This is a genomic window from Micromonospora sp. NBC_00617, assembly GCF_045161355.1.
Lineage (GTDB): Bacteria > Actinomycetota > Actinomycetes > Mycobacteriales > Micromonosporaceae > Micromonospora.
Map to the genome: position 1 here is coordinate 4,904,420 of NZ_CP107751.1, position 23,323 is coordinate 4,927,742.

General features: G+C 71.4%; 24 protein-coding genes and 1 pseudogene. 9 read left to right on the forward strand and 16 right to left on the reverse strand.

Going from position 1 to position 23,323, the window contains the following annotated elements:
• Positions 1–4: 4 nt before the first annotated feature.
• Complete coding sequence (locus OG505_RS22430) at positions 5–979, reverse strand: 4-hydroxy-3-methylbut-2-enyl diphosphate reductase (RefSeq protein WP_405427263.1); 975 nt, start codon at positions 977–979, stop codon at positions 5–7.
• Between the two features lie 135 nt (positions 980–1,114).
• Between OG505_RS22430 and xseA the strand changes: the two genes are divergently transcribed.
• Positions 1,115–2,365 (forward strand): exodeoxyribonuclease VII large subunit, encoded by a 1,251-nt coding sequence (gene xseA, locus OG505_RS22435; RefSeq protein ID WP_405427265.1) that lies wholly within the window; start codon positions 1,115–1,117, stop codon positions 2,363–2,365.
• A gap of 30 nt (positions 2,366–2,395) precedes the next feature.
• The gene (locus OG505_RS22440; protein WP_234584122.1) at positions 2,396–2,617 is read left to right on the forward strand and encodes an exodeoxyribonuclease VII small subunit; all 222 of its coding nucleotides are present in this window, start codon (positions 2,396–2,398) and stop codon (positions 2,615–2,617) included.
• A 64-nt stretch (positions 2,618–2,681) separates the two neighbouring features.
• Here OG505_RS22440 and OG505_RS22445 read toward each other — a convergent pair whose 3' ends face one another.
• From OG505_RS22445 to OG505_RS22455, 3 genes are all read right to left on the reverse strand, one after another.
• Entirely contained in the window at positions 2,682–3,533 is an 852-nt protein-coding gene (locus OG505_RS22445) for a hypothetical protein (protein WP_405427267.1), read from the reverse strand.
• 232 nt (positions 3,534–3,765) lie between these two features.
• Positions 3,766–4,578, reverse strand: a complete 813-nt coding sequence (locus OG505_RS22450; protein WP_405427269.1) for a hypothetical protein — start codon at positions 4,576–4,578, stop codon at positions 3,766–3,768.
• Between the two features lie 119 nt (positions 4,579–4,697).
• Positions 4,698–5,522, reverse strand: a complete 825-nt coding sequence (locus tag OG505_RS22455) for a DUF4245 family protein (protein WP_405427271.1) — start codon at positions 5,520–5,522, stop codon at positions 4,698–4,700.
• A 158-nt stretch (positions 5,523–5,680) separates the two neighbouring features.
• On the opposite strand from OG505_RS22455, the gene glpX reads away from it, so the two are divergent.
• A complete protein-coding gene (glpX, locus tag OG505_RS22460; RefSeq protein WP_405427273.1) occupies positions 5,681–6,712 on the forward strand; it encodes a class II fructose-bisphosphatase in 1,032 nt (343 codons plus the stop codon).
• A complete protein-coding gene (locus OG505_RS22465; RefSeq protein ID WP_405427275.1) occupies positions 6,709–7,680 on the forward strand; it encodes a DMT family transporter in 972 nt (323 codons plus the stop codon). Before glpX ends, OG505_RS22465 begins: the two co-directional genes overlap by 4 nt.
• Before the next feature lie 19 nt (positions 7,681–7,699).
• Here OG505_RS22465 and OG505_RS22470 read toward each other — a convergent pair whose 3' ends face one another.
• Positions 7,700–7,882, reverse strand: coding sequence for a hypothetical protein (locus OG505_RS22470; protein WP_405427277.1), 183 nt, complete (start codon positions 7,880–7,882; stop codon positions 7,700–7,702).
• Positions 7,883–8,118: 236 nt separating this feature from the next.
• On the opposite strand from OG505_RS22470, the gene OG505_RS22475 reads away from it, so the two are divergent.
• Positions 8,119–8,277, forward strand: coding sequence for a hypothetical protein (locus tag OG505_RS22475; RefSeq protein ID WP_405427279.1), 159 nt, complete (start codon positions 8,119–8,121; stop codon positions 8,275–8,277).
• Positions 8,278–8,447: 170 nt separating this feature from the next.
• On the opposite strand, the gene OG505_RS22480 is transcribed toward OG505_RS22475, so the two are convergent.
• From OG505_RS22480 to OG505_RS22510, 7 genes are all read right to left on the reverse strand, one after another.
• Positions 8,448–10,055, reverse strand: a complete 1,608-nt coding sequence (locus tag OG505_RS22480) for a hypothetical protein (RefSeq protein ID WP_405427281.1) — start codon at positions 10,053–10,055, stop codon at positions 8,448–8,450.
• Positions 10,056–10,120: 65 nt separating this feature from the next.
• Positions 10,121–11,089 (reverse strand): NAD(P)/FAD-dependent oxidoreductase, encoded by a 969-nt coding sequence (locus OG505_RS22485; protein ID WP_405434640.1) that lies wholly within the window; start codon positions 11,087–11,089, stop codon positions 10,121–10,123.
• A gap of 105 nt (positions 11,090–11,194) precedes the next feature.
• Positions 11,195–11,848, reverse strand: a complete 654-nt coding sequence (locus tag OG505_RS22490) for a rhomboid family intramembrane serine protease (RefSeq protein ID WP_405427283.1) — start codon at positions 11,846–11,848, stop codon at positions 11,195–11,197.
• Positions 11,849–11,963: 115 nt separating this feature from the next.
• The gene (locus OG505_RS22495; protein WP_405427284.1) at positions 11,964–12,644 is read right to left on the reverse strand and encodes a lytic transglycosylase domain-containing protein; all 681 of its coding nucleotides are present in this window, start codon (positions 12,642–12,644) and stop codon (positions 11,964–11,966) included.
• A gap of 278 nt (positions 12,645–12,922) precedes the next feature.
• A complete protein-coding gene (locus tag OG505_RS22500; RefSeq protein WP_405427286.1) occupies positions 12,923–14,338 on the reverse strand; it encodes a PhoH family protein in 1,416 nt (471 codons plus the stop codon).
• Between the two features lie 391 nt (positions 14,339–14,729).
• Positions 14,730–15,065, reverse strand: a complete 336-nt coding sequence (locus OG505_RS22505) for a hypothetical protein (protein ID WP_007455629.1) — start codon at positions 15,063–15,065, stop codon at positions 14,730–14,732.
• Between the two features lie 31 nt (positions 15,066–15,096).
• A complete protein-coding gene (locus OG505_RS22510; protein ID WP_405427288.1) occupies positions 15,097–15,453 on the reverse strand; it encodes a hypothetical protein in 357 nt (118 codons plus the stop codon).
• 264 nt (positions 15,454–15,717) lie between these two features.
• Here OG505_RS22510 and OG505_RS22515 point away from each other — a divergent pair, with 264 nt between their 5' ends.
• The 3 genes from OG505_RS22515 (at position 15,718) to otsB (ending at position 17,569) form a co-directional block, all read left to right on the forward strand.
• Positions 15,718–16,161 carry an XRE family transcriptional regulator gene (locus tag OG505_RS22515; RefSeq protein ID WP_405427290.1) on the forward strand — a complete coding sequence of 148 codons (444 nt, stop codon included), beginning with the start codon at positions 15,718–15,720 and terminating at the stop codon, positions 16,159–16,161.
• 162 nt (positions 16,162–16,323) lie between these two features.
• On the forward strand, positions 16,324–16,677 hold the full coding sequence (locus OG505_RS22520; protein ID WP_405427291.1) for a hypothetical protein: 354 nt from the start codon (positions 16,324–16,326) through the stop codon (positions 16,675–16,677).
• A gap of 67 nt (positions 16,678–16,744) precedes the next feature.
• Complete coding sequence (gene otsB / locus OG505_RS22525) at positions 16,745–17,569, forward strand: trehalose-phosphatase (protein WP_405427293.1); 825 nt, start codon at positions 16,745–16,747, stop codon at positions 17,567–17,569.
• A 28-nt stretch (positions 17,570–17,597) separates the two neighbouring features.
• On the opposite strand, the gene OG505_RS22530 is transcribed toward otsB, so the two are convergent.
• From OG505_RS22530 to OG505_RS22545, 4 genes are all read right to left on the reverse strand, one after another.
• Positions 17,598–18,368, reverse strand: a complete 771-nt coding sequence (locus OG505_RS22530; protein ID WP_405427294.1) for an isoprenyl transferase — start codon at positions 18,366–18,368, stop codon at positions 17,598–17,600.
• 31 nt (positions 18,369–18,399) lie between these two features.
• On the reverse strand, positions 18,400–19,542 hold the full coding sequence (locus OG505_RS22535) for an NAD(P)/FAD-dependent oxidoreductase (protein ID WP_405427296.1): 1,143 nt from the start codon (positions 19,540–19,542) through the stop codon (positions 18,400–18,402).
• 796 nt (positions 19,543–20,338) lie between these two features.
• On the reverse strand, positions 20,339–21,199 hold the full coding sequence (locus OG505_RS22540) for a hypothetical protein (protein WP_357573312.1): 861 nt from the start codon (positions 21,197–21,199) through the stop codon (positions 20,339–20,341).
• A 36-nt stretch (positions 21,200–21,235) separates the two neighbouring features.
• A complete protein-coding gene (locus OG505_RS22545) occupies positions 21,236–23,080 on the reverse strand; it encodes a phosphoenolpyruvate carboxykinase (GTP) (protein WP_405427298.1) in 1,845 nt (614 codons plus the stop codon).
• A gap of 137 nt (positions 23,081–23,217) precedes the next feature.
• On the opposite strand from OG505_RS22545, the pseudogene OG505_RS22550 reads away from it, so the two are divergent.
• Positions 23,218–23,307 (forward strand): annotated as a pseudogene (locus OG505_RS22550) (GtrA family protein); the annotation flags it as partial.
• Positions 23,308–23,323: the final 16 nt, after the last annotated feature.

Consider the following 23,323-nt stretch of genomic DNA (forward strand, 5'->3'; position numbering starts at 1 on the left):
GTGCTCAGCCGCGGGTCGCGGCGGCCTTCATGTCCCGCTTCAGCTCCTGCGGAAGCGAGAAGGTCAGCCGCTCGTTGGCGGTGGTGATCTCCTCGACGTCGTCGAACCCGCGAGCGGCCAGGTGCGTCAGCACATCGTCGACCAGGTCCTCCGGGACGCTCGCGCCGGAGGACACCCCGACCGTGCGGGCGTCGGCCAGCCAGGCGTCGTCGATCTCGTGGGCGAAGTCGACCAGGTGGCCGGCGCGGGCGCCGGCGTCCAGGGCAACCTCGACCAGCCGGACCGAGTTGGAGGAGTTCGTCGAGCCGACGACGATCACCACGTCGCACTCGGGGGCGATCTCCTTGACGACGTGCTGCCGGTTGGACGTGGCGTAGCAGATGTCGTCACTGGGCGGGGACTGGAGCAGCGGCAGCCGGGTCTTGAGCCGGGCGACCGTCTCCAGCGTCTCGTCCACCGAGAGCGTGGTCTGGGAGAGCCAGACGACCTTCTCCGGGTCGCGAACGGTGATCTTGTCGACGCCGTCCGGGCCGTCCACGAGTTGGATGTGCGCGGGAGCCTCACCGGCGGTGCCGATGACCTCCTCGTGCCCCTCGTGGCCGATCAGCAGAATGTCGTAGTCCTCGGCGGCGAACCGCTTCGCCTCCTGGTGCACCTTGGTGACCAGCGGGCAGGTCGCGTCGATGGCCTTCAGCGAGCGCTCCCGGGCCTGCTCGTAGACCTCGGGGGCCACACCGTGCGCGGAGAAGATGACGGTGGCGCCCTCGGGCACCTCCTCGTTCTCCTCCACGAAGATCGCGCCCTGGGCCTCCAGCGTCTGCACGACGTGCTTGTTGTGCACGATCTGCTTGCGCACGTAGATCGGGGCGCCGTAGAGCTTCAGCGCCTCCTCGACGGTCTGCACGGCGCGGTCAACACCCGCGCAGTAGCCGCGGGGCTTGGCCAGGAGCACGCGCTTGCCGGTCCGGAGATCAGTCACCCCCCCATCGTACGTGCCCGCCGACAACCCACCACCGCCCACAACCCGGGCCCCCGACCCGGTGATCAAGAGGTTTGCGTCAAAACCACGCCCGAGGATGACGCAAACTTCTTGATCACCGAGAGGATCCGTAGGGTGGGTTGGGTGAGTGGGGTTGGCGGGGACGCGGCGCGCAGCAGCGCGGAGGAGCCTTGGCCGGTTCGGGTCGTTTCGCAGAAGGTCGGTGCGTGGATCGCCAAGCTCGGCTGGGTGTGGGTGGACGGACAGGTCGCGCAGATCAGCCGCCGTCCCGGGGCCACCACGGTCTTTTTGACCCTGCGTGATCCCTCGGCCGACCTGAGCCTGACCGTCACCACCAACCGCGACGTGCTGGACGCCGGTGCGCCGGAGCTGCGCGAGGGCGCCCGCGTGGTGCTGCACGCCAAGCCGGAGTTCTACGCCGCGCGGGGCACACTGAGCCTGCGGGCCGACGAGATCCGGCAGGTGGGGCTCGGTGAGCTGCTGGCCCGGCTGGAAAAGCTCAAGAAGCTGCTCGCCGCCGAGGGGCTGTTCGACCGGGCGCGCAAGCGCCGGCTGCCGTTCCTGCCCGGCCGGATCGGGCTGATCACCGGCCGCGCGTCGGCCGCCGAGCGGGACGTGCTGACCAATGCCCGGCGGCGCTGGCCGGCCGTGGAGTTCCGGACGGTCAACGTGGCCGTGCAGGGCCCGTCCGCCGTGCCGCAGATCGTCGACGCGCTCAAGGTCCTGGACGCCGACCCGAGCATCGACGTGATCATCATCGCCCGAGGTGGTGGCGGCATCGAGGACCTGCTGCCCTTCTCCGACGAGGCGCTCTGCCGGGCCGTGTTCGGCTGCCGTACGCCGGTGGTCAGCGCGATCGGTCACGAGACGGACGCGCCGCTTGTCGACTACGTCGCCGACCTGCGGGCCTCCACCCCGACCGACGCGGCCAAGCGGGTGGTCCCCGACCTCACCGAGGAGGTACGCCTCATCGGTCAGGCCCGGCACCGACTCGAGCGGGCGGTCCGCAACCTGGTCGACCGGGAGTCCCACCGCCTCGACGGTCTGCGGTCCCGGCCCGTGCTGGCCCGGCCCCAGGTGATGGTGGAGCACCGCGCGACGGAGCTGGCCGGGCTGCGCCAGCGCGCCGGCCGCTGCCTGGACCACCGGCTCGCCGGCGCCGACGACGATCTGCGGCACACCCTGGCCCGGCTGCGCGCCCTCTCCCCCGCCGCCACCCTGGACCGGGGGTACGCGATCGTGCAACGCGCCGACGGGCACGTCGTACGGGCAGCGGCCGAGGTCGGCAAGGGCGACCCGCTGCGGGTCCGCCTCGCCGACGGTGAGCTGACCGCGACGGTCGACGGCGCAGTGGCGACGCGGTGACCCGGACGGGGGCGTGCTGAGATGGACGCGATGACTGACGACACGAAGGCCGGGCCGGACGAGCGGCTCAGCTACGAGCAGGCCCGCGCCGAACTGGCCTCGGTGGTCGAGCGGCTGGAGGCCGGCGGCACGTCCCTGGAGGAGTCGCTGGCGCTCTGGGAGCGCGGCGAGGCGCTGGCGGTGATCTGCCAGCGCTGGCTGGACGGCGCTCGGGCGCGGATCGACGCCGCCCGGCAGGACCCCGCGTCCTGACCTCGGACGGGGTGACCGGAACCGGCGGTGGGGCGGCCGGAACCGCCCCACCGGCGTACGACGGTCAGTTGAACAGGCTGTAGAGCTCGGCCGGCGCCTCGACGACCTGGGCCGCCGGCGGCTTCTGCGCGGCGGTGGCGGAACCGTAGTCGGAGTACGTCATCTTGATCTCCTGAGCGGCGGTCTGCCCGGCGGCCGGGAGTTGCAGCACCAACTCGCTGAGCCGGCCCTGCGGGTCGACCTTCGCGGTGAACGGGACCGTCTTCGCCTGGGTGCCCAGCGCGGCGATCGTGGCGGCGTTCAGCGAACCGGCCTCGGCGGCCTTGGTGACGTCGATGGTGCCGGCGTACGTGCCGGTGCCGGTGCTGCGGACCTCGGTGATGCCCTGGGTCAGCACCGCGCTGCCGGCCGGGTCGACCTTCTCGAAGTCGAAGCCGAGGTTCTTGTTGCCCTTGATGCGGGCCTGGTCGAGGTGCTGGTACTTGCCGAGGTTGAGCTGCTTGATGGCGGGCAGGCTGTCGGCGGTGGGGCCGGTCAGCTCCAGCTTCACCCAGCTGTCCGGCTTGGCGTGGATCACGTCGAGCTTCATCGCCAGGTCGGAGGAGGGGCCGCCGATGGAGATCTTCATCGCGGCACTCTGACTCGGCTGGTGCACCAGCCCCTCGGCGGCCGAGCCGGCGCCGGAGAGGGTGAACCGGAAGTTGCCGTTGCTGATCTCCTTGGTGGAGTCCAGCAGCGCCTGCTTGGCGTCGCCCGGCACGGGCGTGCCGCCGGACGCGCTGGGTGCGCCGGACGCGCTCACCGTGGAGGACGCGGTCGATCCGGCGGTGCCGGTCGTACCGCCGGCGCAGGCTGCCAGGGCGGGCGTGAACAGGGCGGCGGCTACCAGGCCGGCACCGAGTCGTCGAACAGTCATACGTGTCTCCCAAGGGGGTCACCCGACGACCTGGTCGGCGCCGGAAACCGGGCGACGCGGCAGCCCTTCGGCCACGTCGCGCGATCCGGGCCGAGCAGCGCGCCCGGATCACTCCCTCCTTGTTCCCTGTCGACCCGTCGAACAATCACCCTTGTCGTCCGGTTGCTCGCGCCGATCCGCCCCGAAAGCAGGATCGGGGTGGCCCAGGGCCACCCCGATCCGTCGTGCCGACCTACTTGAACAGCTCGTACGTCTCGGCCGAGGCCTCGACGACCTTGTCCGCCGGCGGCTTCTTCGCGCCGGTGCCGGTGCCGTAGCCCGCGTACCCGATCTTGATGTCGTGCGCGGCGGTCTCGCCGGCGGCCGGCACCGAGATGACCAGCTCGGTGAGGCGGCCCTGCGGGTCCAGCTTGGCGGTGAACGGCAGCGCCTTGGCCTGCGTGCCCAGCGCGGTCACGACGTCCTCGTCGAGGGCGACCGACTCGGTGGAGGCGCTGATGTCGATCTTGCCGGCGTAGGTGCCCTCGCCGGTCTTCTGCACGTCCGTCACGCCCTTGACCAGCGTCTCGCTGTCGACCGGGTCGAGCGTCTCCGGGTCGAGCTGGAGGTCCTTGACGTCCTTGACCTTGGTCTTGTCGAGGTGCTGGTACTTGCCCTTGTTCTTCGCCGCGCCGGGGATCATGGCGGCCATGGCCCCGCCGATCTCCAACTTCACCCAGCTCTCCGAGTCGATGTAGACGAGGTCCATCTCCATCGACACGTCCTGGGAGGCGTCGCCCAGCTTCATGGTGAACTGCGCACTGTTGCTGGGCTTGTGCACCAGACCGCTGCCGGTCAGGTCGGCGCCGGTCAGGGTGAAGGTGAAGTCGCCCTTGGCCATCTCCTTGGTGGAGGCGAGCAGCGCCTCCTTCGGGTCGGCCGGTACGGCGGGGGCGGACGGGCTGGGCGCAGCGGCCGGCTCGGCAGCGTCGGACTTGCACGCGGCCAGGCCGGGTACGAGCAGGGTGGCGGCGAGGAAGCCGAAGCTCCACCGTCGAATGTTCACTGAGATCTCACTTCACAGAGATGGACATGGCCCGGCCGCTGTGTGCGGACCGGACCGAGCCGAGGGAGCCTAACGGATACGCCCCCCAGCGACGCGGCGGGCGTATCGATGTCGGACAGTCAGCGCAGCGCGCCGGCAAGGTCGCGCAGCTCGTCGTCCCGGGCATCACCGACGACGAGCACTGTGCGGGTCGGTTCCAGCAGCACCAGCGCCTGCTGGTTCCCCCGGGCCGTGTAGCGCTGCCAGGTGCGCCCGGCCAGCTCCGTCGGGCCCTGTGGCTGACTCTGGTCGGTCAGCTCGGCGGGGAGCAGTTGCTCCGCGGGGACGTTGCTCTGCAGCAGCTGGACACCCCGCCCCTCCGGCGTCAGGTAGCCGATCCGCAGCTTCGCGCCGCCCTGGACGGTCTGGTAGCGGGCGCTGACCGTACGCCAGCCGGAGTCGAGCCCCTGCGGCTCGCTCACACCGAAGGTGTTCGCCGATCGCGCCTGCTCGATCGCCGGGGCCGAATCGACCGTGGTGGCCTGATCGCCGCCGAGGAAACCCCGGTAGAACGCCAGCAGCAGCGCGATCGGGATCAGCAGCACCAACAGCGAGATCGCCATGTCCTTGGGCGACCGCTCGGCCTTGATCGCCGCCACTGCCACCCGTGGCGGCGGCGCGGACCGCTCACCGGTGCCCGTGACGTCGTCGGGCCCACCGGCGGCGTCACCCGGCCCGGCGACCGAAGGCCGCGCCGACGGGTCCAGCGCCGGCTCACCAGCGACGAGGGCCGGCTCATCGGCAGCCGGCGCCGGCTCACCAGCGACAAGGGCCGGCTCACCGGCGGCCGGCGTCGTCGGGCCGGTCGCGGCAGGCTCGGTGTCGGCGGGTTGGTCGATCGGCGGCTGGCCATCGGGCGGCGTGCGGTCGACGGGTACGCGGTCGGCAGGCTGTGCGGGTTCCACCCTGCCATCTTCGCAGCCGCCCGACCGGCGGTATCCGGCCCATCACCGCCCCGCGCCGACGCCCGGTCGGCCATCGTGTGAGGATCAGCGACAAAGCCGGCAGCGGGACCGCTCCGCCGCCGGCCGTCCCCGCACCGTCGCGAGGAGGAGCAGCCGTCATGACGAACACCAGGACGCGGATCCCGCAGGATCTCGACCGGAACCTGGCCCTCGACCTGGTCCGGGTCACCGAGGCCGCGGCGATGGCAGCCGGCCGCTGGGTCGGCCGGGGCGACAAGGAGGGTGGCGACGGAGCCGCCGTCGACGCCATGCGCAAGCTGATCAACTCCATTCAGATGCGTGGCGTCGTGGTGATCGGCGAGGGCGAGAAGGACAACGCCCCGATGCTCTTCAACGGCGAACACGTCGGCGACGGCACCGGCCCCGAGGTGGACGTCGCGGTCGACCCGGTCGACGGCACCACCCTGATGAGCAAGGGCATGCCGAACGCGGTGGCGGTGCTCGCCGTCTCCGAGCGAGGTGCCATGTTCGACCCGAGCGCGGTCTTCTACATGGAGAAGCTCGCCGTCGGTCCCGCGTACGCCGACGTGATCGACATCAACGCCGGGGTGGCCGAGAACGTGCGCCGGATCGCCAAGGTCAAGGGCACCGATGTGTCCGAGGTGACGGTCTGCGTGCTGGACCGCAGCCGCCACAACGACCTGGTCACCCAGATCCGCCGGACCGGGGCGGGCATCCGCTTTATCTCCGACGGCGACATCGCCGGCTCCATCGCGGCCGCCCGGGGCGAGTCGGACGTCGACGTGCTGATGGGCATCGGCGGCACGCCGGAGGGCATCATCTCGGCCTGCGCGTTGAAATGCATGGGCGGGGCGATGCAGGCCAAGCTCTGGCCGCGCGACGACGAGGAGCGGGAGAAGGCGCTCGCCGCCGGGCACGACCTGGACCGGGTGCTCGGCACCGACGATCTGGTCACCGGGGACAACTGCTTCTTCGTGGCGACCGGGGTCACCTCCGGGGACCTGCTGCGCGGGGTGCGGTACCGGGCCGGCGGCGCGTACACCCAGTCGATCGTGATGCGCTCGAAGAGCGGCACCATCCGGGTGATCGACTCGTACCACCGGCTGGAGAAGCTGGCGCTCTACTCCGCAGTCGACTTCGACGGTCGTCCGCTGGCCGAGCAGGAGTGATCGCGACCGGCGCCGCGACACCGCAGGCTCTCTCCGCGACCCGCCGGATCGCCGGTGTCGCGCTGGCGTCGGTCTCGGGAGTCGCGGTGGCGGTGCAGTCCCGGATCAACGGCGAGCTGGGCGTACGCCTGGCCGACGGGTTCGCCGCCGCGGTGGTCTCGTTCGGGCTGGGTCTGGTGGTGCTGCTGGTGCTGGTGCCCGCCACCCCCGGCGGGCGACGGGGGCTGACCGCGCTGCGTCGCGCCCTCGCGGCGGGCGCGCTCCGACCGTGGCAGTGCCTGGGCGGGATGTGCGGCGCGTTCCTGGTGGCCTCCCAGGGCCTCACCATCGGCACGTTGGGCGTGGCGGTCTTCACCGTCGCCGTGGTCGCCGGTCAGTCCGGCAGCAGCCTCGCCGTGGACCGGGCCGGCATCGGCCCGAGCGGCCAGCAGCCGGTTACCCGGCAACGGCTTGCCGGCGCGGTCCTCACCGTGCTGGCGGTCGGCCTGGCGGTCGGTGACCGGCTCGGTGCTCCGGGCGCGCTGGCGCTGGCCCTCCTGCCACTGGTCGCCGGGGTGGGCACGGCCTGGCAACAGGCGGTCAACGGGCGGGTCCGGGCGGCGGCCGACAGCGCGTTGACCGCCACACTCGTCAACTTCGCCGTCGGCACGACCACCCTGCTCGTCGCGTTCGCCATCGACATCGCGGTACGAGGTTGGCCGACCGGGCACCTGCCGAGCGAGCCGTGGCTCTACCTGGGCGGCCCGATCGGCATCGTGTTCATCGCGATCGCCGCCGCGATCGTGCGGTTCACCGGTGTGCTGCTGCTCGGCCTGGCCACCATCGCCGGTCAGATCGTGGGGGCCGTCCTGCTGGACCTGGTGCTGCCCACCGCGGCCTCGCACCCCGGCGTGAACACCCTGCTCGGGGCCGCGCTGACCATGGTGGCCGTGCTGATCGCCGCGCTGGCACCACCCGCCCGCCGCTGACCGACGCCGGGGTTTCGGCTCAGTCCTGGTTGGGTCGGTGCTCGGCGATCCAGCGGGCAACGTCCCGCCGACGCCACACCTTGCCCATCGCGAGCACGGCAACCGGGTCGGGGAACCCTTTGCTGTTCGCGATGATGCTGACCCGCTGCCGGCTGATCCCGCCGAGCATGTCCCGGATCTCCGCAACGCCGACCAGATCCATGCCTTGACGGTAAGCAACAACGTGTGCTAGCTGTCCAGCAACGTGGCACGTTGCTGGTTTTGATTGTTGACGGACGTAAACGGGCAACGCATGATGGGAGCATGTCGTCGCGCACCGCAACGCCTGCTCATCGCCTTCCGATTTCCGCTGGGCACGCTCCTGTCCGCCCGATCTGGGTCTGCCGGCGTGGCTGCGGCACCTGGCCGTGCCCGTCCGCCCGCCTGACCCTGCGGGCGGTGTACGACGACGACCCGGTCGGGCTGGCAATCGAGATGGCGGGTTACCTGTTCGACGCGACCGGGGACCTGGTGCGGCTCAACCCCGACGAGATGCCCGGACCAGAGGCGCTGTTCACTCGGTTCGTCGGGTGGACCAGGCGCACACCGTTCACCTAAATGATCTATTCCAAGAGCCTCACCGCGAACGCCCGTCGGTCGACCGCTTCACCCGCCATCGCTGGCAATCTTGGACACTTTCCGTTAGCTGCTAACGGAAAGTGTCCAAGATCTACCCTGCCAACGACCTCCCGCGCCCCGGACGGCCTTGGGACGGGTCGCCCCAGGCGTCAGTGGAGCGGTGCCCGTGGCGGCAGAGGTTGGTACGGCGGGTAGGGCGGCCTGTCGCGCCGGTTCTCCGCACGGGTCGGGTCTGCCAGGCTGGCGAGCCGAACGGCCAGTAGCAGTCCCGGCACGGTGGCCAGCAGGGCCAGCATGACCGCGACCCGGGTCTGTTCCGGGGTCCCGTTCAGCCAACCGGCCATCGGTAGCCCGGCCAGGATCACGGTAAGCAGGAGGCTGCCCACGGTCCACCCGACCCAAGGGCCCGGCGCGGGGCCGAGCCACGGTACGAGGAGCAGCACTGCCACCGCCAGCGCGCCCAATAACACGACGAGCAGCGCTGTGACCACGCCGGTGCCGTCGGCCTGGGACCAGGAAGCCTCCAACAAGAGTCCGGCCAGGAGAATCGTGAGGGCCCCGGCGATCCCCCAGCCGCGACCGCCGCCACCACGTCGGATCGCCAGATGACCGGCGACCACGGTGACCGCGCAGCCGAGCAGCAGCGCGAGCGCGATCGCGAGCCACACGTCGATCGTGCGCTGGACCCGCCCGCCGTCGTACACGGCGGGCAGTTCGGGCGTGTCAGCCATGTACGACCGGAGGCTGAGAAAGCCCTCGCGCCGCCATCCGCCGTCCGACAGACGGCGCAGGAATCCGTCCCGGCCGTTGGCGACCAGCACCTCGTGGCCACCCCCGGCATGCGGGTAGACGACGAGTTCCCGTGCGGAGAAGTGGCGGCGGGGGTCACCGGGCCTCTCGTACCGATGGGCCAACTCGTCGCGCCGCGCGTCCGACACCTCCCAGGCCACCCGCCAGGTCACTCCGGTGTCGTCACTCTGCTCCACCCGCAGGTGCCCGGCGACCACCCGGTAGCAGCGTCGGGAGTCGTCCGGCGCACACGCCTGCTGGCGCGGGGACTCCTGGGCGTCCAGCCGGGCCTCCTCGTCGTCGGTGGACTCTCGCCAGGTGGTCGCGCCGTCCTCGCTGACCCGCCAACGGCCGTCGGCCGGCTCGTCCGGCATGTACGGATCCTCGAAGCCTGCGCCGATCGAGATCGCCGGGCGGCCGTCGAGCGTCGTGGTCCCGAGCGCGTACGGGTAGTGGACCGCGCTGGTGGCGGCCACCGCCAACACCGCCGGTGGCAGCACCACCAGCAGTCGGACCAGCCGAGCCGCCCGGTGACGCACCGGTCGCCTCCGAGCCCGGGTCCAAGTCCACCACGCCAGCCCGAGCGCGGGCAGGGTGAACAGGTCGGTCCAGTCGGCCCGGACCAGTGACGGCCCCGCCAGCGCGGTCCACGCCGAGGAGGCAAGCTCAGCGGCGTACCCACTCGACTTGACGACCGCGAACCCGGCGCCCACCGCGACCAGGCCGACCAGCGCGGCCGCCCGGGCCGGCAGCCGCGGCACCACGAGAGTCAGCAGCACCGCCACCAGCGGCGGCGCGAGCACCAGGCCGGCGACGTCGCTCAGCTTGCCGGTGAGCAGGCCGGGAAACGCCGCCTTCAACACGTGGTCGTTGACCAGCAGCACGACCAAGGCCAGGAGAGTGGCCGGGTGGCAGAGCCACGCCAGCGTCGTGGGTGCGCCGTCACGCGATGTCTCGGGCCCCGTCATAGCCTCAGGATCGACCCGGCGCGTCTCGGTCCGGACACGCGCCGGTGTGTGTCCGATACCGACGGTCAGCCCGCGTCGGAGGAGTGCCCGGGGAACAGGTGGGCGCTCGGGTCGATGGCGACCGCCGCGTTGTTGACCGCCGTCGCGGCCTCGCCGAAGCCGGTGGCGATGAGCCGCACCTTGCCCGGGTATTCGGTGATGTCGCCGGCCGCGAAGACCCGGGGCAGGTTCGTCGCCATGGCGCTGTCCACCAGGATGTGCCGGCGGTCCAGCCGGAGGCCCCACTCGGCGAGCGGGCCCAGGTCGGCGGTGAAGCCGAGGGCGGCGACGACCGTGTCCACCGGAAGGGTCTCGGCCGCGCCACCGCGCACGGTCACCTCGGCGCCGGTCACCGTGGCGTCCCCGATCAGGCGGGTGACCTCGGCGTTGACCACCACCCGCACCGGCAGCGACAGCACCCGGGCGACCGTCGAGGCGTGTGCCCGGAACTTCTCCCGCCGGTGCACCAGGGTCACCGAGCGGGCCAGCGGTTGCAGGGCCAGCGCCCAGTCGAAGGCCGAGTCGCCGCCGCCGACGATGAGCACGTCCCGGTCGGTCAGCTCGGCCGGGTCGGTCACGAAGTAGACGATGCCGGCGCCGGGAGCGCCGTCGGCGCAGGGCAGCGGCCGTGGGCTGAAGCTGCCGAGCCCGCCGGTGATCACGACCGCGCCGCAGCCGAGCTGTTCGCCGCCGGCCAGGCCGAGCACCGGCCGGTCATCGGCGTACGACAGTTTCTCGGCCCTCGTGCCGAGCAGGTACTGCGGGCCGAAGGGCGCCGCCTGGGCGACCAGGTTGGCGACCAGGTCGCGGCCCTTCACGGCGGGAAAGCCGGCCACGTCGAGGATCAGCTTCTCCGGGTACATGGCGGTGACCTGACCGCCCGGCTCCGGAAGCGCGTCGATCACCGCCACGGACAACCCTCGGAACCCGGCGTAGTACGCGGCGAAGAGGCCGGCTGGACCGGCCCCGATCACGGCGACGTCGACCTCGCGCATGGCGTACCGTCGCTTTCCGCTCACGGATCAACGCTTGCTGATCTCGACAGTAGGCGGGTCGCAGCGGTCGGGCAAGCATGTCCCAGGGGCGCGCCGAGGAGCAGGTCAGGGCAGGCTGAGGGGGGATCCCGAGTAGTCCGGGCCGTCCACTGCCGGCCTTCGGCGGCGGAACAGGATCGCCGCCACCACGCCACCGAGCAGCCCGAACAGGTGGCCCTGCCAGGAGATCCGCTCGTCGGTGGGGAGGATGCCGACCAGTTGCCAGCCGTAGAGCAGACCGACGAGCAGGAAGACGGCGAAGTTCCACCAACTGCGCTCGACGATGCCCCGGGTGAGCAGGATGCCCAGGTAACCGAAGATCACCCCGCTGGCACCGACCACCACCGAGTTGGGTGAGCCGGTGAACCAGACCCCGAGCCCGCTGACCAGAATGATGATCAGGGTTGACCAGAGGAAGCGGCGGGCGCCGGCGGCCAGCACGAAGGTGCCCAGCAGGATCAGCGGGATGCTGTTGCTGTAGAGGTGGTCGAAGCCGTGGTGCAGGAACGGCGAGAAGAAGACGCCGTCCAGACCGTCGATGCGGTGCGGGATGATGCCGGCGGTCGCGTCCAGGCCGAACGCGAGCCCCTGGTCGACGGCCTCGATGAGGAAGAGGAACGGGACGACCGCGCACATGGCGACGAAGGCCCGGCCGAGCGCGGCGTAGAACGCCTCGGTGCCGAACCGGTAGGGGTCGTCGTTGTGCGGGTGCAGGGTCACCCCACAACTGCTATCAGCAAAAGGGGCCGGCCGCCACTCGCGTCCCGCCGGCTTGCCCGGCGTACGCGCGACGGCGGGGCGGGTGGTAGCCCACCCGCCCCGCCGCTCGACAGCGTCAGTAGTTGCCGTTGTTCTGGAAGTTGCTCCAGGCGCCACAGGGCGTCTTGTACCGGCCCTTGATGTAGCCCAGCCCCCACTTGATCTGGGTGGCCGGGTTCGTCCGCCAGTCGTCCGCGATCGAGCCCATCTTGCTGCCCGGTAGCGACTGCGGGATGCCGTACGCGCCGGACGAGGAGTTGCTGGCCTTGTGGTTCCAGCCGCTCTCCTTGGTCCAGAGCTTCTCCAGGCAGGGGAACTCGGCGATGCCGAAGCCCGCCTCGATCATCAGCGCGCAGCCGATCTTGCGGTTGCCGCTGTACTCCGCGCAGGACGCCGGGATCGGCCCGTCGTACGGCTTGGCGACCTCCTTGGCGGCGGCCTCGCGCTCGCGCTTGCGCGACGCCGCGGCGGCCTCGGCCCGGCGGGCCCGCTCGGCGGCCTCCTTGGCGGCCTGAGCCGCCCGCAGCTTGGCCTGGTACTCGGCGGCCCGCTGCCGGGCGAACGCGATCTGGTGGCTGGCCTGGCGCTCGCGCTGGTAGGCGAAGTCGATCCGGTCGACCTCGACGCTTTCCTGCGCGGACAGGCCCTGTTGCTGGGTTTCCCGGTCTTCGCCCAGGTAGAAGCCACCGGCAACGCCCACGGAGAGCAGCGCGACAGCGGCCGTACGGGCGCCCAACCGGCTCCACAGCCGACTCACGAAGTGGTCCCTTCGTTGGGGGCAAGGACACGACGCGACGCCAGGCCAGGTGGGCCTTCAGCCGTGCCGTGAGCGCCCCGACCGGTGAGCCGGTCGCGCCGACGCACCGACCGCCACCGATGCCGCCCAGAGCCTGGACGAACGATCGCCAACGATGCCTGTGGTGCGTGGGCGCTCGTGGGACACCATCGCGCACAGTGAGACTGATGGGAAACCAACCGGCACCTTTGTGATCTGTGCCACATCAAAAATGCGGACGAAAGCCTACAAAACCCCCATCACAGTGGGATGTCCTCCAAGAGGTCGGTCACCATCGCGGCGATCGGCGAACGCTCCGACCGGCTGAGCGTGACGTGGGCGAAGAGGGGATGACCCTTCAACGCCTCGATCACCGCGGTCACGCCGTCATGTCGGCCGACCCGCAGATTGTCCCGCTGGGCGACGTCGTGGGTGAGCACCACCCGGGAGCCCTGCCCGATCCGGGAGAGCACGGTCAGCAGCACGCCGCGCTCCAGCGACTGGGCCTCGTCCACGATCACGAAGGCGTCGTGCAGGCTGCGCCCCCGGATGTGGGTCAGCGGCAGCACCTCCAGGATGCCCCGCGAGGTGACCTCCTCCAGCACGTTCTCGTGCACCACCGCGCCGAGCGTGTCGAAGACCGCCTGCGCCCACGGCGACATCTTCTCCGACTCCGACCCGGGCAGATAGCCCAGCTCCTGACCGCCGACGGCGTACAGCGGGCGGAAGACGATCACCTTCTTGTGCCGGCGACGCTCCATCACCGCCTCCAGCCCGGCGCAGAGCGCCAACGCCGACTTGCCGGTGCCGGCCCGCCCACCCAGTGAGACGATCCCGATCGTCTCGTCGAGCAGCAGGTCGAGGGCGACGCGCTGCTCGGCCGAGCGGCCGTGCAGGCCGAACGCCTCCCGGTCGCCCCGCACCAACCGGACGGACTTGTCCGGCAGCACCCGACCCAGCGCGGAGCCGCGCGTCGAGTGCAGCACCAGGCCGGTGTGGCAGGGCAGACCCGCCGCCTCGTCGACGTCGAGCGTGTCGCCGGCGTACAGCGCGGAGATCTGCTCCTCGCCCAACTCCAGCTCGGACATGCCGGTCCAGGTCGGGTCGCTGGCCTGGCCGTGGCGGTACTCGTCGGCGCGCAGACCCACCGAGGCGGCCTTGACCCGCAGCGGCATGTCCTTGCTGACCAGCGTGACGTCCCGGCCCTCGGCGGCGAGGTTGAGCGCCACGGAGAGGATCCGGGCGTCGTTGCTCTCGGTACGGAAACCGGGCGGCAGCACACCGTCGTCGGTGTGGTTCAGCTCCACCCGCAGCGTGCCGCCGGCGTCGTTGGCGGGCACCGGCGTGTCCAGCCGGCCGTGCCGGATCCGCAGCTCGTCCAGCATCCGCAGCGACTGCCGGGCGAACCAGCCCAGCTCCGGGTGGTGCCGCTTGCCCTCCAACTCGGTGATGACCACCAGCGGCAGCACCACCTCGTGCTCGGCGAAGCGGTGGAACGCCGCCGGGTCGGACAACAGCACGGACGTGTCCAGAACGAACGCCTGGCCCGCTGGTCGCGGCTCCTTGGGGTCGGCCGGCGCGGTTGCCGCCGTACGGCGGCTCCGGGAGGCACGGCGGGTCGTGGCAGTCGCGGCCAGGGTCTGGTCGGCACCGGCGGTGGTACGGCGAGTCGTCACAGGCCTGCTCCGACGGATGGGCACCCGGCCACCCGTGTTCCGCCTCGTCCGGTGCCCGGGGACACGGGGTCGGATGCGGAACCCCGTGCGCGAGGTCGCAGATCCGGGCGGACCGGCTGGCTCGGGAAAACCCCGTGCCATGCCTAGACGCTAGCGGCGGCGGACCGTCCCGGCTAGGGGCGATCGTGGATCTCCGGCAACGGTGCCCCGCAGAAGCCGGCGGCGCGGCGCGGCGAGCCGGCCGGGATGCATGCCCCCTACGCGCATCCCGGCCGGCGGGGCCACCGTCACCGGTCTGACGTGGCCCCGACGGTGCGTGTCCGCCGCGGACGACGCACCGCGTTCTTCGGCGCCGGTCGGCGGGACCGCTCGCGGCGGCCCGCCGGCCGGCTCAGCCGGTCCGTCGAACGAGCGTGCCGGTCGGGTGCCGCCCGGTGATGGGGGCGGCCGGCGCCGTGAACGACGAGCCGGTGTACGTGGTGCCGGGGCGGGCCACCGTGCCGGCGGAGCGGACGGCCCCCGCCGAGGAGACCGACAGGGCGGAGGCGATCGCCGCCTGGGCGTCGCGTCGACGCCGGTTCCAGGCGCCCCGGTCACCGTCGAAGTAGCCCTGCCGATAGCCGAAGCGGTAGCCGATGCGGTAGCTGAGCTGCCCGTGCAGCCGACCAGCCGCGTAGCTGGTGGCACCCAGCACCAGGACGAGGAAGACCACGAGGAACGGGCTCATCGGGCGGCCCCGGCCCGGCCCGGACGCCGCGTCATCGTTCCTCCGGCTCGGCCGCGGTGGGGTCGGCGGTGGGATCCGCGACCAGCAGCCGGTCCAGATCGTCGGTGCTGACCTCCTCGACCAGTTCGACGCTGATCCGGCAGCCGTCCAGCACGACCTCGGCGACGGAGGAACGGCGAATCTCCCCGCCGGCGTCGTAGACCCGGACGCTCAACTCGGGGCAGCCGAGGTGGGTACGCCAGGCGTTCCACTCGGTGCGGTCGCCCACGCTCAGCGACAGGTATCGGCAGCCTTGGGCGAGATAGAGGCGCCACGGGGCACTCAGTCCCGCGGCCACTCCCTCGGCGATCAGCCCGAAGGCCTGGGCTCGGGTGGCGAGCTCGGTCACCACACCCCCTCGGCACCGGGGGCGTGACGCATGTGAGCACCAGTCGTCTCATGCACGTGACACACCGTAGATTGTCCCATGAGCGTGACAGTATCAGCTTTTCGTCCGCTTACATTCGCCACTACGGACATCTATCCTGCCCGGGTGACACCCCTCCAGAGCGACGCTGGATCGTTTGCCACGAATCCGAGAGAGCCGTCACGTCCGCGTGACAGCAGCGTGCCTGGGCGTACGCCCGAGCCAGGCTGGCCGTACCGTCACGGGGTGACCGAGACGGCCAATGCGCGAAAGATCGCCTTCGCCACCTTCGTCCGGCGTGCCCTCGACGAGGCGCGGGCGACGCGGGCCTGGAGCGGCACCGAGGTGTCCCGACGTACCGGCGTCTCCCGGCAGACCATCAACCGGTGGGTCCGTGGGGACTGGGCCAGCGACCCCGAGGCCGAACGCGTCGTCGCCTTCTGCGAGGGCCTGGGCCTGAATCCGGCCGCCGCCTTCGCCGCGCTCGGCTGGGACCGCACCGCGAACGGCCCCCGCGCCGGCCAGCCGGCCCCACCGATGGACCCGGACGTGGAGGCTCTGCTGCGCCGCCTCGTCGACCCGAACGTGTCGGACGCGGAGAAGTTCCACATCCGCGAAACCATCAAATATCTCGCATACCGCCCAACGCTGCCGGTCGATGTCCGAAATAGAGGCAATCAGGCAGGCTAGTTCCTCAGATGGCGAAAGAACGCCTGGTCAGGTTCATTCGTTTCGCTCCGGGGCAGGAACGGGCACGCTAGCGTCCGTACTCGTACTGCTTGGGCTCGTCATCGGCGGGGGGACGGGACAAGGCCGAACCCAGCCCTGCGGGACATAAGGAGGGGTCTCTCCATGACCCTGAAGTGGTGGGCAGTCGTGGTCGCCACGGTGTCGATGACACTGTGGGCGACCGGCAACGTGGTGACCCTCGCGGTCAACGGTGGGCAGCTGCCGCTGCTCGTCAACCTTCTCGCCCTCACCAGCGCCGGCACGGCGGTCGTCCTGGCCGTCGTCGCGGAGCTGCACGAGCGGCTCAACGACCGGATCAGCGCACTCACCGAGTTCCTGGTGGCACGGCTCAACGAGATCGAGACCCGCACCGGGGACCGCAACACCGGCTTCGTGGAGGGCTACCTGCTCAGCCACGGGCAGGATGCTGCGGTGGTGCCATTCGGACGCCGCGGACGGGGAGCCGCCGAACGCTGATCGCGCGCCGCCGAGCGGTGGTGCTCGGCCAGGAATGAGCCCTCAACGCCGGGGTACGCTGACGCGCGTGCCGCCGTTGAATCTGGGCAACCACCAGCCGAGGACCCCGTTGAACGCCGATCAGGCATGGCAGATCACTGCCGGCCGGGCGGCGGGGACCGTACTCTTCTTCGACTTCGACGGCACACTCGCGCCCGTCGACGACGACCCGACGGCGGTCCGCCCCGCGCCCAACGCGCTCGCCGCGATCGAGGCGCTGGCCCCGATGGTGCAGCGGATCGCGATCGTCTCCGCGCGGCCCGTGGAGTTCCTCCGGGACCGCCTCGGCGAGGTGAGCGGCGTCGACCTCTACGGTCTCTACGGGCTGGAGCACAGCCATTCCGGTGGCGAGACCGTCACCGAGCCCACCGCCCTGCCGTGGGTGCCGACCATGGCCGAGCTGGCCGACCTGGCCCGGGCGGAGCTGCCACCCGGCACGCTCGTCGAGTTCAAGCGGCTCTCGGTCGCGCTGCACTGGCGTACCGCGCCGCAGCTCGGCGCGACCGTGCAGCAGTGGGGGCAGGCGCAGGCCGACCGGCTGGGGCTGCGGGTGCAGGCGGGGCGGATGGTGCTGGAGCTCAAGCCGCCCGTCGACCGGGACAAGGGCATGGTGATCGGCGAGGTGGTCCAGGGGGCCACCGGCGCCTGGTACTTCGGCGACGACGTCTCGGACATCAAGGCGTTCGCGGCGCTACGCGCCCGCGCCGAGGCGGACCCGGACTTCTTCGGCGTCTGCGTGGCCGTCGCCAACCCGGAGACCGGTCAGGAGGTGGCCAACGCCGCCGACCTGACCATCGAGTCTCCGGCCGCACTGGGTGACTTCCTCACCCGGGCTCTGACCCGGCTGCCCTGACCGGGCTCACCTCCGCCGGCAGCAGGGCTCAGACGCCGTACCGGCGCTGGCGGGTGGCGTACGAGCGCAGCGCGCGCAGAAAGTCGATGTGCCGGAAATCCGGCCAGTTGAGCTCGCAGAAGTAGAACTCCGAGTGCGCGGACTGCCAGAGCATGAAACCGGACAGCCGCTGCTCGCCGCTGGTGCGAATGACCAGGTCGGGGTCGGGCTGGCCGCGGGTGTAGAGGTGCTCGGCGATGTGCTCGACGTCCAGCACCTCGGCCAGTTCCTCGATCGTGCCGCCCGAGGCGGCGTGCTCCAGCAGCAGTGAACGGACCGCGTCGGTGATCTCCCGCCGGCCGCCGTACCCGACGGCGATGTTGACCTCCGCGCCGCCACTGCGGTCCCGGGTGCGCTCCTCGGCGCCCTTGAGCGCCGCCGCCGTCTGGGCGGGCAGCAGGTCCAGCGCGCCGACGATGCGCAGCCGCCAGGGGTTGCCCTCCTCGGCCAGCTCCACCACCAGGTCCTCGATGATCTGCAGCAGCGGGTCCAGCTCGCTGGCCGGGCGGCGCAGATTGTCGGTGGCCAGCAGGTAGAGGGTCACGTGCCCGATGCCGGCCTGATCGCACCAGCCGAGGACATGCTTGATCTTCGCCGCGCCGACCCGGTGCCCGTCGTTGGGGTCGACGAAGCCCATCTCCCTGGCCCACCGGCGGTTGCCGTCGCACATCACCCCGACGTGTCGGGGCACCGGCTTGCCCGCGAGCTTCGCCGTGAGCCGGCGCTCGTACACGGAGTAGATAAGGTTCCGCAGCGTCATCACCTAGCAGCGTAGCGACCCGTCAGCGGGATCACCCCTTCGGAGGCCGATCCCCGCCGGACAGTTCGATGCCGATCATGCCCAGCGTACGGGCGGTGAGCCGCCCGTCGCCGAGCCCCAGCTCGACCACATCGTCGAACACACGGTCATCTCGATGGGCCGCCCGGACCGCCGCGTCGACCACCCGCCGCCGTCGTGCCAACCACGCGGCGACCGAGCTGTGCCGCAGGTGGGTGCCGAGGCGACGACGCAGGCCTACGGCGTAGCGACGGGCCGCCGCCTCGGGCGCACGCGCCGCCGCGGCACCGGCCAGCGCACCGGAGAGCAGCGCGTAGAAGATGCCCTCCCCGGTGAACGGGTTGATCAGCGACAGGGCGTCGCCGGCCAGCAGGGTGCGGTCCCGGCCCGGGGCCGGCCGGTGCGTGGACAGCGGCAGGTGGTGGGCGCGCAGCGCGGTCACCGTCGACAGGTCGGTGCCGGGCAGCAGCGCGACCAGCCGGTCCAGCAGGTACGCCCGGCTCAGCGGCTCGCCGCGCAGCACCTCCCCGTACCCGACGTTCGCCCGCCCGTCGCCGATCGGGAACGACCAGGCGTACGCCGGCCAGCGTGCCTTCGAGGTGACGATGAGCTGCTCGGGTGGGCCGGGCAGCGCCGGGGCGTAACCCCGGATGGCCAGTGCCAGGTGCCGGTCGGGGTTCACCGGGTGGCCGAGGGCCCGGCGCACCACCGACCCGGCGCCGTCCGCACCCACCACCACCCGGCCGGACAGCTCCCCGTCGAGCACCACCCGGTCGGAGCGCGGCTGGACCCGCCGGACGCTGTGCCGGCGCAACTGCGCCCCGGCGGCCACCGCGGCCGCCACGAGCCGCGCGTCGAAGACCTCCCGAGGCACCGTGTACGCGGGCCGGGGCAGCGCCCGAGCGACCGCCTGGCCGCCCGGGGAGACCATCCGCAGCGCGGGCAGCGCGGCGTAGCCGGCCACCGCCTCGGTCACGCCCAGCTCGGCGAGCACGTCCACCGAGTGCGCGGCGATCCCGTCGCCGCAGGCTTTGTCCCGGGGAAAGTCCGCCCGGTCCAACAGCAACACACTGGCGCCCGCCCGGCGCGCCGCCAGCGCCGCGGCCGCCCCGGCCGGCCCCGCCCCCACCACCACCACGTCGAACTCGTCGCTCACCGCGCGCCTCCCTCCGACCGGGGCGGCGCGGCTCGTACCCGTCCCGCCCGACGATCACCTGGGCCGTCGACACCGGCCGCGGGGACCGACATCACCCGCCATCCTGCCCCCTGGCCGCACGCCCGCACCGCTGCCGCCCGCCCGCACCGCTGCCGCACGGCCGGGCCGCACGGCCGGGCCGCCCCGAAAGCCGAACGACCCCGCCGAGCCGAACATCCCAAGCCCTCAAACCGACAACCCCAGACCGACAACCCCAGACCGGCGGCCACGGTCGCGCGGCCACCAACCGGCGGCTACGGAAACCGGCGACGACGAAGCGGCGGCCACGAAGCGGACGGCTGAACCAACGGGTCCGGAGCGGCACCCTTGCCGCCTACTGCGTTGCCTGTCGAGCTGCCCCAAAGGTGGGGCAGAGTGGCTCCGATGGCTCGACGTCAGGCATTGATCGACTCGGGATCGCCGATATCGGGGTATCCAGGTCGCCCGATCACCCCGATATCGGCGATCGCGAGTCGATCATGGTCGGAGCCACGCCCGCCGCCCACCCAGGGCGCCAGTTTCCCCACCATTGCCGAAGCGGCATGCAGGGGCCACGGAGAGCTGGCCCATATGCGGGGCAGCTCGACAGCACCCGCCAACCCCGCCCACCGCAGGGCCGGCCCATATCCGGAGCAGCTCGACAGCACCCACCAACCCCGCCCACCGCAGGGCCAGCCCACACCCGGGCCAACCCGACAGCACCCGCCAACCCGTCAGCTCGCGCACCGCTCGGACCCGGGAGCAGCCTGCGGGGCTCTCAGACCGGGGCGGCGGCGTCTGGGGCGCGGGAGGCCCGGCGCAGGCCGTACAGGGCCAGCGCGGCGGCGGCGAGCAGCGGGGCGCCGTCGCGGATCAGGCCGTCCACGCCCAACAGCCACCAGCACAGTGGCAGGTCCACGGCCAGCACGGCCAGCGTGACGACGACCAGCAGACCCCGCGCCCAGTCCTTGCCGCGCATCAGGAACGCGGTGCAGAACAGCACCGCGTAGCTGGCCGCGATGCCGGCGCCGAACCAGAACAGCACGGCCGGTACGGCGGACAGACGGTCGTCCAGGATCGCGCCTCCGGCCACCAGCGCCGGCACCAGCATCAACGGACTGTAGGTGAACGCCGCGACTCGGCTGGTCAGCAACCAACCGCTGGCCTGCGGCCGACGCGGCGGGATTTCGCGCCAGGAGATGCCGGCCCTGTCGATGACCAGCCGGGGCCGGTGCCGAACCAGATGCCCAGCGAGCGCCGACGAGCGGTAGAGCATCCACACCACCGCCACACAGAGCGCGGTGAGCAGGGCGAAGCCGAGCAGCCCGGGCAGCGGCGGCACGCCCTGCCGAGGCACGATCAGCCGGCCGACGGCGAAGATCGTGGTGACCGCGAGGATCAGCCCGAACGGACGGGCCACCGTGCGGCCCCGGCGGACGTGCCCGATCAGCAGCAGGAAACCGAACGAGCGCAGCATGGCCCAGCCGGTGCGCACGGCCAGGCCGAAGCCCTGCTCCGGGGCGTACCACCAGTTGAGCAGCTCGACCACGACGGTGGCCGCCGCCGTCGTCGCGAGCAGGAAGGTGAGCACCCGGACGGCGGACGGCCGCCGGACCTCGGTCTCGGCGGCCGTCCTCATGGGTCCGTTGTTGCCCGCGTCAGGCGATGTTCACACCTAGCGCTGCGGCTGTACGGCGTCCAGGCGGGCGCGCAGCGCGTCCAACTCGGCCCAGAGCACGCCGGGCAGCTTGTCACCGAACTTCTCGAACCACTCGGTGATCAGGGGCAGCTCGTTGCGCCACTCGTCCGGGTCGACCTTCAGCGCGATTCGGACGTCCTCCGGGGTCATGTCCAGGCCCTCGACGTCGAGCGCGTCGGCGGTCGGCACCATGCCCACGGGGGTCTCGACCGCGTCGGCGGTGCCCTCGATCCGCTCGACGACCCACTTGAGCACCCGGGAGTTCTCCCCGAAGCCGGGCCAGAGGAACGAGCCGTCCGGGTCCTTGCGGAACCAGTTGACGTAGTAGATCTTCGGCAGCTTGGACTCGTCGCCGTCGGCGCCCTTGCCCATCTCGATCCAGTGCCGGAAGTAGTCACCGGCGTGGTAGCCGATGAACGGCAGCATCGCCATCGGGTCGCGGCGGACCACACCGACGGCGCCGGACGCGGCGGCGGTGGTCTCCGAGGAGAGCGTGGCGCCCATGTAGACGCCGTGCACCCAGTCGCGGGCCTCGGTCACCAGCGGGATGGTGTCCCGGCGGCGACCACCGAAGAGGATGGCGTCGATCGGTACGCCGTTCGGGTCGAAGTACTCGTCGGCGAGGATCGGGCACTGGGTGATCGGGGTGCAGAACCGGCTGTTCGCGTGCGAGGAGAGGCTGTCGCTCTCCGGCGTCCAGTCGTTGCCCTTCCAGTCGATCAGGTGCGCCGGGGGCTCACCCATGCCCTCCCACCAGACGTCACCGTCGTCGGTGAGGCCGACGTTGGTGAAGACGGAGTTGCCCCGGTCCAACGTCCGCATGGCGTTGGCGTTGGTCTTCCAGTCGGTGCCGGGCGCGACGCCGAAGAGGCCGTACTCCGGGTTGACCGCGTAGAGCCGGCCGTCCGGGCCGAACCGCATCCAGGCGATGTCGTCGCCGATGGTCTCGACCTTCCACCCCGGGATGGTCGGCTCCACCATGGCCAGGTTGGTCTTGCCGCAGGCCGACGGGAAGGCGCCGGCGATGTGGTGGACCTTGCCCTCGGGCGAGGTGATCTTGAGGATGAGCATGTGCTCGGCGAGCCAGCCCTCGTCCCGGCCCATCACGCTGGCGATCCGCAGCGAGTAGCACTTCTTGCCGAGCAGCGAGTTGCCGCCGTACCCGGAGCCGAACGACCAGATCTCCCGGGTCTCCGGGAAGTGCGAGATGTACTTGGTGTCGTTGCACGGCCACGCCACGTCCTGCTGACCGGGGGCGAGCGGGGCGCCGATCGAGTGCAACGCGTGCACGAAGCCCGCGTCGTCCCCCATTGCATCGAGGACCTTCGCGCCCATCCGGGTCATGATGCGCATGGACGCGACCACGTACGGGCTGTCGGTGATCTCGACGCCGAACATCGGGCTCTCGGCCTCGACCGGGCCCATCACGAACGGGATGACGTACATGGTGCGCCCGCGCATCGAGCCGCGGTACAACTCGGTCATCGTCCGCTTCATCTCGGCCGGCGCCATCCAGTTGTTGGTGGGGCCGGCGTCCGCCTCGTCGACGGAGCAGATGTAGGTGCGCTCCTCGACCCGGGCGACGTCCGTCGGGTCGGTGCGCGCGTAGAACGAGTTCGGCTTCTTCTCGGGGTTCAGCCGGATGAGGGTGCCGGCCTCGACCAGCTCATCGGTGAGGCGACGCCACTCCTCGTCCGACCCGTCCACCCACACGACCCGGTCGGGGGTGGTCAGTTCCGCGACCTCACGGACCCAGGCAAGCAGTTTCGGATGGGACGTCGGGGCCTGATCGATACCCCGCACTACAGCCGGAGCAACCATGACACATCTCCTTGTGGTCGACGCTGACCGATCTATGGGATGCACGAGTTCTCAGCGACGCCACGCGCCGCCTTCGTGGAAACCTGGGATTGGCCTCAGCGTAAACCGGGCAGCCTTCCTAGTCAGTGGGACTCGTTGTGAAGAACTGCACAAGGTACGGCCACGCTGCGGCATCACGATCTGATACCCGCTTTCCTGCGCAGTTTCACGCAAATCTTGTCGTGCACCCCGGTCGACGCGCTT

Bases quoted from the DNA above. Each gene is read 5' to 3' on its own strand.
- OG505_RS22440 (WP_234584122.1), top strand. From the start codon at position 2,396: ATGACTGACGACACGAAGGCCGGGCCGGACGAGCGGCTCAGCTACGAG.
- OG505_RS22445 (WP_405427267.1), bottom strand. From the start codon at position 3,533: ATGACTGTTCGACGACTCGGTGCCGGCCTGGTAGCCGCCGCCCTGTTC.
- glpX (WP_405427273.1), top strand. From the start codon at position 5,681: ATGACGAACACCAGGACGCGGATCCCGCAGGATCTCGACCGGAACCTG.
- OG505_RS22470 (WP_405427277.1), bottom strand. From the start codon at position 7,882: ATGGATCTGGTCGGCGTTGCGGAGATCCGGGACATGCTCGGCGGGATC.
- OG505_RS22480 (WP_405427281.1), bottom strand. From the start codon at position 10,055: ATGACGGGGCCCGAGACATCGCGTGACGGCGCACCCACGACGCTGGCG.
- OG505_RS22485 (WP_405434640.1), bottom strand. From the start codon at position 11,089: ATGCGCGAGGTCGACGTCGCCGTGATCGGGGCCGGTCCAGCCGGCCTC.
- OG505_RS22505 (WP_007455629.1), bottom strand. From the start codon at position 15,065: ATGAGCCCGTTCCTCGTGGTCTTCCTCGTCCTGGTGCTGGGTGCCACC.
- OG505_RS22520 (WP_405427291.1), top strand. From the start codon at position 16,324: ATGACCCTGAAGTGGTGGGCAGTCGTGGTCGCCACGGTGTCGATGACA.
- OG505_RS22530 (WP_405427294.1), bottom strand. From the start codon at position 18,368: ATGACGCTGCGGAACCTTATCTACTCCGTGTACGAGCGCCGGCTCACG.
- OG505_RS22540 (WP_357573312.1), bottom strand. From the start codon at position 21,199: ATGAGGACGGCCGCCGAGACCGAGGTCCGGCGGCCGTCCGCCGTCCGG.
- OG505_RS22545 (WP_405427298.1), bottom strand. From the start codon at position 23,080: ATGGTTGCTCCGGCTGTAGTGCGGGGTATCGATCAGGCCCCGACGTCC.